Annotated in this window: 10 protein-coding genes; 6 read left to right on the top strand and 4 right to left on the bottom strand. The window is 64.2% G+C overall.

Going from position 1 to position 7,982, the window contains the following annotated elements; all coding sequences use genetic code 11:
* The 4 genes from CSE6_RS23280 to CSE6_RS23265 all read left to right on the top strand — a co-directional run.
* Positions 1 to 443, top strand: a 443-nt coding sequence (locus tag CSE6_RS23280) for an aldehyde dehydrogenase family protein (protein WP_152668632.1), incomplete at its 5' end; no start/stop codon positions are given.
* A gap of 135 nt (positions 444 to 578) precedes the next feature.
* Positions 579 to 1,460: a LysR family transcriptional regulator gene (locus CSE6_RS23275; RefSeq protein WP_059441598.1), complete on the top strand. Its 882-nt coding sequence runs from the start codon at positions 579 to 581 to the stop codon at positions 1,458 to 1,460.
* 92 nt (positions 1,461 to 1,552) lie between these two features.
* Positions 1,553 to 2,263 carry a DsbA family protein gene (locus tag CSE6_RS23270; RefSeq protein ID WP_059441597.1) on the top strand — a complete coding sequence of 237 codons (711 nt, stop codon included), beginning with the start codon at positions 1,553 to 1,555 and terminating at the stop codon, positions 2,261 to 2,263.
* A gap of 60 nt (positions 2,264 to 2,323) precedes the next feature.
* Entirely contained in the window at positions 2,324 to 3,352 is a 1,029-nt protein-coding gene (locus CSE6_RS23265) for a cyclase family protein (protein WP_059441596.1), read from the top strand.
* Positions 3,353 to 3,388: 36 nt separating this feature from the next.
* On the opposite strand, the gene CSE6_RS23260 is transcribed toward CSE6_RS23265, so the two are convergent.
* Both CSE6_RS23260 and CSE6_RS23255 read right to left on the bottom strand, forming a co-directional pair.
* Entirely contained in the window at positions 3,389 to 4,084 is a 696-nt protein-coding gene (locus tag CSE6_RS23260) for an LrgB family protein (protein WP_059441595.1), read from the bottom strand.
* A gap of 3 nt (positions 4,085 to 4,087) precedes the next feature.
* The gene (locus tag CSE6_RS23255) at positions 4,088 to 4,555 is read right to left on the bottom strand and encodes a CidA/LrgA family protein (RefSeq protein WP_152668631.1); all 468 of its coding nucleotides are present in this window, start codon (positions 4,553 to 4,555) and stop codon (positions 4,088 to 4,090) included.
* Positions 4,556 to 4,632: 77 nt separating this feature from the next.
* On the opposite strand from CSE6_RS23255, the gene CSE6_RS23250 reads away from it, so the two are divergent.
* Positions 4,633 to 5,547 carry a LysR family transcriptional regulator gene (locus tag CSE6_RS23250; protein WP_045839222.1) on the top strand — a complete coding sequence of 305 codons (915 nt, stop codon included), beginning with the start codon at positions 4,633 to 4,635 and terminating at the stop codon, positions 5,545 to 5,547.
* Positions 5,548 to 5,596: 49 nt separating this feature from the next.
* Positions 5,597 to 6,268 (top strand): pseudouridine synthase, encoded by a 672-nt coding sequence (locus CSE6_RS23245; RefSeq protein WP_152668630.1) that lies wholly within the window; start codon positions 5,597 to 5,599, stop codon positions 6,266 to 6,268.
* Here CSE6_RS23245 and CSE6_RS23240 read toward each other — a convergent pair.
* Both CSE6_RS23240 and CSE6_RS23235 read right to left on the bottom strand, forming a co-directional pair.
* Entirely contained in the window at positions 6,265 to 7,350 is a 1,086-nt protein-coding gene (locus CSE6_RS23240) for a hypothetical protein (RefSeq protein ID WP_059441593.1), read from the bottom strand. The two genes, CSE6_RS23245 and CSE6_RS23240, sit on opposite strands and share 4 nt — an antisense overlap.
* A 125-nt stretch (positions 7,351 to 7,475) precedes the next feature.
* Complete coding sequence (locus CSE6_RS23235) at positions 7,476 to 7,844, bottom strand: hypothetical protein (protein WP_034380947.1); 369 nt, start codon at positions 7,842 to 7,844, stop codon at positions 7,476 to 7,478.
* Positions 7,845 to 7,982 lie beyond the last annotated feature (138 nt).

Genomic DNA, 7,982 nt, shown 5'->3' with positions numbered 1-7,982 from the left:
TGGAAATCGCCAAGGCCGAAGGCGCGCGCCTGGCCGCCGGTGGCGCCCGCGTCGCCTGCCACACGGGAAGCGGCAAGCAGGGCTACTACATGGCGCCCACGTTGTTTGTGGACACCGAAGCCGGCATGCGCATCAATCGCGAGGAAGTCTTCGGCCCCGTGGCCAGCGTGATCCGCGTCAAGGACTACGAAGAGGCCCTGGCCGTGTCCAACGACACGCCGTTCGGCCTGTCGGCCGGCATAGCCACCACCAGCCTCAAGCACGCCACGCACTTCAAGCGCCACAGCCAGGCCGGCATGGTCATGGTCAACCTGCCCACGGCGGGTGTGGACTACCACGTGCCGTTTGGTGGGCGCAAGGGCTCAAGCTACGGCCCGCGCGAGCAGGGCCGCTATGCCCAGGAGTTCTACACCACGGTGAAGACGGCCTATACGCTGGCCTGATGCTTGGGGGCTGTTCAAGCAAGCTGCAAAGCTTGAGCGGCCCATTTTTCAGAAGAAGAGCGAGCCCGCCCCGGTCGCGTCGGCCCTGTAGCGAAAGCTGCTACGCTGCGGCCCAGTTTTTCGCTCTTCTCTTCCATGGATTCGCTCACCCCTTTGCGCGCCTTCAGGCGCATTGTCGAACTGGGCAGCATTGCCAGGGCAGCCGACGCACTCGATCTTTCCTCGGCGGCTCTCAGCAAGCAGTTGCGCGCGCTGGAAGCACAGCTGGGTGCGGTGCTGATCCAGCGCACCACGCGCCGCATGAGCCTGACCGATACCGGCCGGGCCTATTACGCCGAATGCTGCCGGCTGCTCGATGGCTTTGACATGCTGGAGCAATCGGTGCGGGCGCAGTCCGAGCTGGTGACGGGGCGGCTGCGCGTGAACGCGCCGCTGTCGTTTGCGCTGAGCACGCTGGCGCCGCTGCTGGCGCGCTTTATGCAGCGCCATCCGCAATTGCAGATCGACCTATCCATGGAAGACCGGCTGGTGGACGCCGTGGGCGAGGGCTTTGATGTCTCCATACGCCTGAGCGCCGAACTGGCGGATTCATCGCTGATTGCGCGGCGCCTGGCCTCGCTGTCGCAAATGTTGTGCGCTTCGCCGGCCTATTTGCAGCAACACGGCCGCCCGGCCAGCGTGGCCGCACTGCGTGGCCATGCACTGCTGAACTACAGCCTGGCACAGGTTGACGACGGCCTGCAAGTTCCGAGCGAAGCACGAGCCAGCGTCAACAACAGCCTGATGTTGCGGGAGCTGCTGGTGGCCGGCCTCGGCATCGGTGCACTGCCGTCCTTTCTAGCCCGGCCCGCCATCGCTCAGGGCCAGCTGGAGGCATTGAGCCTGCAAGACTGGGCAGAGCCGCCACGCCATGTCTACGTGGTCTACCCCACGCAACGCCACCTGCTGCCCAAGGTGCGCGCCTTTGTGGACTTTCTGGCAGAAGAGCTGCCTGCGGCGATGGGCGGCGATTCTTGACGCAGGATTAAGAGTCTCTCAAGCGCAGGCCTCTTACTCCTGCGAGGCCTGCGCCCTACGCTTGCTGTCCATCAGCCATGAAGGACACAAGCATGACGCAATGCCATGATTTTTCCTGCGCTCTGCCCGCGCAGGTCGCAGCCCATCCAGCCCCTGCCCCGGTCCTGTCCGCGGCAGCGCAGGCTGCTCCCGTCATCGATTTCTTCCACGACGTGGTTTGCGGCTGGTGCTATGTGATGTCGCCGCGCCTGCGTCAGGTGGCCCGTGAGCTGGGCCTGCGCATACGTCAGCGCAGCTTTGTGCTGCAAGCCTCCCGCGCCGAAATGGTGGTCAGGTTTGGCTCCATGGAGCAGGCCAAGCAAACCATTCTCGGGCACTGGGAGGCCTGCGCGCAGCATGACGACACCCAGCGTATCGACATCGAAGGCATGCGCCGCGAAAGCTTCGAGTACCCCAGCGGCCTGGCTGGCGCACTGGCCTGCCAGGCTGCCCAGATGCTAGAGGGCGACGAGGCTCACTGGAATCTGTTCGATGCCATACAGCACGCCCATATGAGTGCCCATCGCAACATAGGCGACGCCGAGGTGCTGCTGGACATCGCCACGCACACCGGCTTCGAGCGCAATGCTTTTGCACGCAGCATGGAAAGTGCCGAGGCCTTGAACATGGTTCACCAGGACCTCGCACTGGCCCGGCACCTGGGCCTGCGCAGCATTCCCAGCGTCATCGCTCCGGGCCTGCCCATGCTGCAGACCCTGCCCCTGGACCTGCTGCGCGAGAGGCTGCGCAGCCTGGTGGGCTAAGCCATTTCCTCTCACCTTCTCACTCGCGCCGCAAGGTGCACAGCTTCCTAGGAAACACTCATGAACTTTTCTTTCCGCGCCCGTGTTCGGCGCTTGCCCTCCCTGTTGCTCGCGATGGCAGCAGCGTTTTCCGGCCTGGCTCATGCCCACGGCGGCCACACGCTCCCGGCCGGTGCCGGCCAGGATGTGGGCACCAGCCCCTGGGGGCCGGGCGACGAGATCGGCCGCCTGAATCTGATCACGCCTGCCTCGCGCGCTGCCATCCTGCAGCGCATCACAGGCGGGCAGGTCTATGACCTCGCCACCGAGTACTACGTGGGCATGCCGAGCTGGCAGGACGCCGGCGATCCGCACTACCAGTTCTGGATGACGCACACGCCACGCGGCACCGTGGTGGACGACCCCATGAACGTAGGCAAGAGCATGAATGCCACGCGCAGCTACACGGGCACGGCTTTCTCCATGTACAGCCATACGGGCACGCACATCGACGCACTCAACCACTTCGGCATACGCGGCAGGATCTGGAACGGCTTCAGTGCCGACGAACATCTGGGCGACCGCGGCTGGCAGCGCACAGGCATAGAGAAATTCCCGCCCCTTGTGGCGCGCGGCGTGCTGATTGACGTGGCTGCGGCCAAGGGCCTGGACATGCTGCCCGACCAGTACCGGATCACCCGGCAGGACCTCAAGGAGGCGCTGGCCCGCCAGAACGTGACGCTGCAAAAGGGCGATATCGTGCTGATTCGCACGGGCCGCATGAAGCTCTACGAGCAGCCCCAGGCTTATATGGCCAAGCCGCCAGGGCTGGGCCTGGATGCGGCCCGCTTTCTGGCCGAGGATGCGGGTGCCATGATCATCGGCGCCGACAATCTGAGCCTGGAGACCTTCCCCTCCGAGGTGGACGACGACTATGTGCCGCTGCACAGCTATCTGCTGGCCCAGCAAGGCATACCCATCATGGAGCTGGTAGCCCTGGACGCACTCTCGCGCGATAAGGTCTATGAGTTCGCCTTCATTGGAGGGCCGCTCAAGATCCGCGGTGGCGACGCCGCGCCGCTGCGCCCGATCGCCATTCCGGTGCGCTGAGAGCGGCGCTTGCCGGAGCCAGTCCCCGAGCGCCGCTCAGAAAAACAATGTGCGCACCCAGGGGGCAGCCAGCACGTTGACGGCACCGGCAATCATCATCACCAGCGATGCCATCACGGCCTGCACCTCGCCGGCTTGGCGCGCGCGGGCCACGCCGCTGCCATGGGCGGCTCCGCCCCAGCTGGCGCCCGTGGCCAGCTTGCTGCGGATGCGGGGCAGCACACGCAGCACGGTCTCGCCCAGTAGCATGGCGCTGACACCGGTCAGCAGCACGAACAGGGCCGCCAGATCGGTGGGACCGCCCAGCACTTTCTCGGCCTCGATCGCAAACGGTGTCGTGATGCTGCGCACGGCCAGGCCTTTTTGCAGCGCCTCGGACAGGCCGAACATATCGGCAAACGCGATGGTGGTGGAGATGGACACCAGGCTGGCCACGACCACGCCGGTCGCAATCGACATCCAGTGCTTGCGCAGCAGCTTGCGGTTCTCGTACAGCGGCAGCGCAAAGGCCACTGTGGTGGGACCCAGCAGCCAGACCAGCCAGTGCGTCTGGGCAATGTATTGGGGGTAGCTGACATGGGTCAGCAGCGACAGGCCGATCAGCACCATGGGCGTGGCAACGATGGGCATCAGCAGCGGGTGGGGATGCTTGCGGTACAGGCGTTTGTTGACCCAGTAACAGGCCACGGTGGTCAGCAGTGAGAGCAGACCGATGACTTCATTCGACAGCATGGCTTACTCCTTGCCGGCTTCGCGGCCGGACCTGCGCCTTGCCAGCCACAGCTCGAAGCGGTAGACGCGATCGACCGCCAACGCGGTCACTCCCATCACACAGGCCGTGCTGGCCACGATGACGGCCAGGATGCGCAGGCCCTGATGGCGGATCAGATCGGGGTATTCGGTGACCACCAGCATGGCGGGCACAAAGAACAGCAGCATCTCGGCCAGCAGCCAGTTGGTGCCGCTTTGCAGCCAGCGCGCCTTGACCAGGCCCGAGAACAGCCCCACCGCAAGCAGGCCGAAACCGATCAGGCCGGCCGGCATGCTCCAGCCGAAATGCTGGCGCAGCACATCCATGGCAATCCAGATGGCGCTGAGCAGGCACACTTGCAGCACGGCCTTGAGCAGTTGCCAGAGTGTCTGGGCAAAAGAATGGCTGCCGCCCTGGGTGCGAGGGGTGGCAGCTTCCGGGATCTGTGACATGGATGCGATTCTAGGGTTTTCACCTATATTCATAAAATGACTTATTTTCATTTTTTCCATGCGTAAAAGGAATTGTCATGGACCTGCGTGCCCTGCGTTACTTCATCGAGGTCGTGCGCCAGAACGGCTTTACCCGCGCGGCTGACGCCTTGCACGTGACCCAGCCCACCATCAGCAAGATGGTCAAGGCGCTGGAGGACGAATTCGGTGGCCGCCTGCTGCTGCGCGAGGGGCGGGGCGTGCAGCTCACCGATGCCGGCCAGGTGGTCTATGACCGCGGGATGGAGATTCTTGAACAGGCCCAGCTGCTGCGCCGCCAGGTGGCCGAGGTCGACCACATCACGCGCGGCGAGCTGTCCCTGGGCATCATGCCCACCACGGGCCATTACATGGCGCCGGTGATCGCGCTGTTCCAGCAGCGCTATCCGGGTGTGAACCTGCAGGTCAACGAGCAGGGGGCGCGTGCCCAGTACCAACTGATCCAGGAAGGCAAGCTGGACATGGCGCTGGGCCTGTTCTCCGCCCCCGATCCTGCGCTGGAGCGCTACACCGTGGCGCGTCAGAAGACGCGCGTGGTGCTGCCCGCCCGGCAGGTGACAGACCCGGGCCAACCCATGCGCTGGAGCGATCTGCGCGAGCTGCCGTTTGTGCTCTACACCTCGGACTTTGCTCTGCACGAGCATGTGCTGCAGCAATGCGAGGCAGCGGGCTTCACGCCACAGGTCAAGCTGCAGACGCGCTACTGGGATTTCATAGGCCATCTGGTCGCGGCCCAGGTGGGTGTGGCCGTGATGTTCGAGCATGTCATCGCCCGCTATGACCCGCAGCGCGTGGCCAGCCGCCCGCTGGTGGAGCCCGAGATTCCCTGGGATGTGGCGCTGATGTGGCGGCCCGGCTACCTGTCGCGTGCGGCCCAGGCCTGGCTGAACTGCGTGCGTGAGGTGTATCCACAGCCGCTCCTCGGTGCTGCTTTTCCGGATTTTCAAAACTGATAGCTGTTTTCCATTGTCCAGTAAGCGATACAAGGCTTTTTGATGCTTGATGCCAGTCCAGGTCTTTGTTGCTAAGCTTGTTGCCATGCCCCGCCCGTTCTCTTCCAATCGCTCCAGCAACTTGCGCCGCAGCACCGTGGTGCGCCAGCCCGCGCTCCGGCCCGAGGTCACGCGTCTGCTGTGCTTTCACAAGCCCTATGGAGTGCTCAGCCAGTTCACGCCCGAGGGCAAATGGCAGGGCCTCAAGGACTGGATCGATGTGCCTGGTGTCTATGTGGCGGGCCGGCTCGATGCCGACAGTGAAGGCTTGCTGCTGCTGACCAATGACGGCCAGTTGCAGGCCCGCATTGCCGATCCGCGCCACAAGATGGAGAAGACCTACTGGGTGCAGGTCGAAGGCATGCCTGACGAGGCCGCTTTGCAGCGCCTGCGCGACGGCGTGGAATTGAGCGACGGCAAGACACTGCCCGCCAAGGCCCGCCTGATAGAACCCCAGCCTCTGATGTGGCCGCGCAACCCGCCGATTCGCGTGCGCCAGAACATTCCCGATTGCTGGATCGAGCTCATCATCCGCGAGGGCAGGAACCGCCAGGTGCGCCGCATGACGGCAGCCGTCGGCCACCCCACGCTGAGGCTGGTGCGCATGGCCGTGGGGCCTTATTCGATTGAAGGGCTGGAGCCCGGCCAGTGGCTGGATGTGCTGCCGCTCAGTGGTTCCTAGCGCAAAGTATCGAGCCGCTGCAGCTCATCTTCATCTTCCGGCAAGGCCGCTGCCTGCCAGCGCGGCAGAGCCGGCCAGGGGCGAAAGCGAATCCAGCCCACTTGCACCTCCTGTAGATTGCCCCGCAGCAATGGAAGAGCGGTCGCCAGCTCGGATTGGCGAGCCCGCACGCATTCGCGCAGCGATTGCATGGCTTGCTGGCCACGTCCGAAAAAGCGCTGTCTGCCCAACCAATCGGTGGAGGGCTGGCATTGGGCATAGGCCAGTGGCAGGCTGCTGGCCTCTCCTTCCACCACGGAAATCAGGGCCTGCAGATGCATGTTGAGTTGCTCCTGCGGCATCAGGCCCGCCAGTTGCATCTCCAGCGCATCCTCATGAAAACGATAGCGTGCGGGCAGGGCGGCGCTCAGGGTATAGCCGCCGCCGCTGCGCGAGCGGGCACGGTGACTCAGGATGCGGCTGCCTTGCTCCAGCATCGGGCGGACCAACTGCAACAAGGCCTGCTGGTGCTCGGCATCGTTGTGCTTCAGGGGGATGCGCAGCCGCGTGCCGTCATAACCCCGCCATTGCTCGCGCCAGACCATCCAGCCCGCCGTATGCGGTACGAAGAAAATCAGGGTGATCAGGGACAGCATGGGCACGATGCCCGCCGCCAGCGACCAGGCCGCCCGGATCTCGGCAGCGGCAGCGGCCTCCTCACCCAGGCTGACGAGATTACCGCTCAGCTTGATAAGGGTGGCAAGACTGATGGCAAATGCCAGGCCACAGATCAGAGAAAGCTGCTCGGGCGAATAAAGGCTATCGGGCAGATGAATCAGAGTGGCCAGTGCGGCGGCGCATCCCAGCAGAACCACGGCTGCGGACAGCAGATAGAACAGGGCGCATGGGGCCTGCCGCTGGATATCGAGGGCCGGGTTCTGCTCCAGCTCGCGCAGCAACTGTCTGCGGCGCCACCAGCGCAGCGGCTGCCAGAGCAGGGCGCTGACCGCCAGGCCGGCGAGCATGCTGATGAACAGCGCCGAAAAAGCCCATAGCAGCAAGGCTGCCATCAGCAACATACCCAGTCCGACCAGCCAGCTCATGCCCGCGATTGTCCTTTTGAATTGATAGCTGCTTGTGTTTGATGGACAAGCAATCTAGCCTGTTGTGAATGAAAAATCGCGCTGCCTGCAATCGCAGGTCAGCGCGATGGTTTGATGCTACAGGTTTAGCTGCAGCTCTTGTTGTTGGCGCCGTGCATGCCGGCGGCCTTGGCATCGGCCTCGCTCATGTACTTGCCGTTCTTGGTGGTGCCGTAGAAACGGGTGCCGGGGCAGTGATAGATCTTGCTGTCCTCATTGGCCCAGACCTTGCCTGCACCACCGCCAGGTGCGGCGGTCGCGGCCGGCTTGGCGCCTGCACCAGCCTTGGCAGTGGCCTGCTGATCAATGCCCTTGCGGCCCGAGCAAGCTCCCTTGGAGGACGCCGCGCTCATGGTGGAGCCATCCTTGCAGACAAAGGTCTGCATGTCCGCCTTGGCAGCGGCAGGGGCCGGCGCTGCCTTTGCTGCGGGTTCTGCCGCCGGCTTGGCGGGCATGGGGGCTGTTTTGGCGGCCGGTGCGGCAGGCGCCGCTGCCGGAGCCTGAGCAAGGCTCGCCCATGAGCTGCTGACCAGGGCTGAAGCCAGGCAAATTTTCCATAAATTGCGCATACGAACTCCCTCCAATAGATGTGA

Origin of the sequence: Comamonas sp. E6, from assembly GCF_001010305.1 — a bacterium.
Taxonomy (GTDB): domain Bacteria; phylum Pseudomonadota; class Gammaproteobacteria; order Burkholderiales; family Burkholderiaceae_C; genus Comamonas; species Comamonas thiooxydans.
This window is presented reverse-complemented; position numbering and strand designations above follow the sequence as displayed.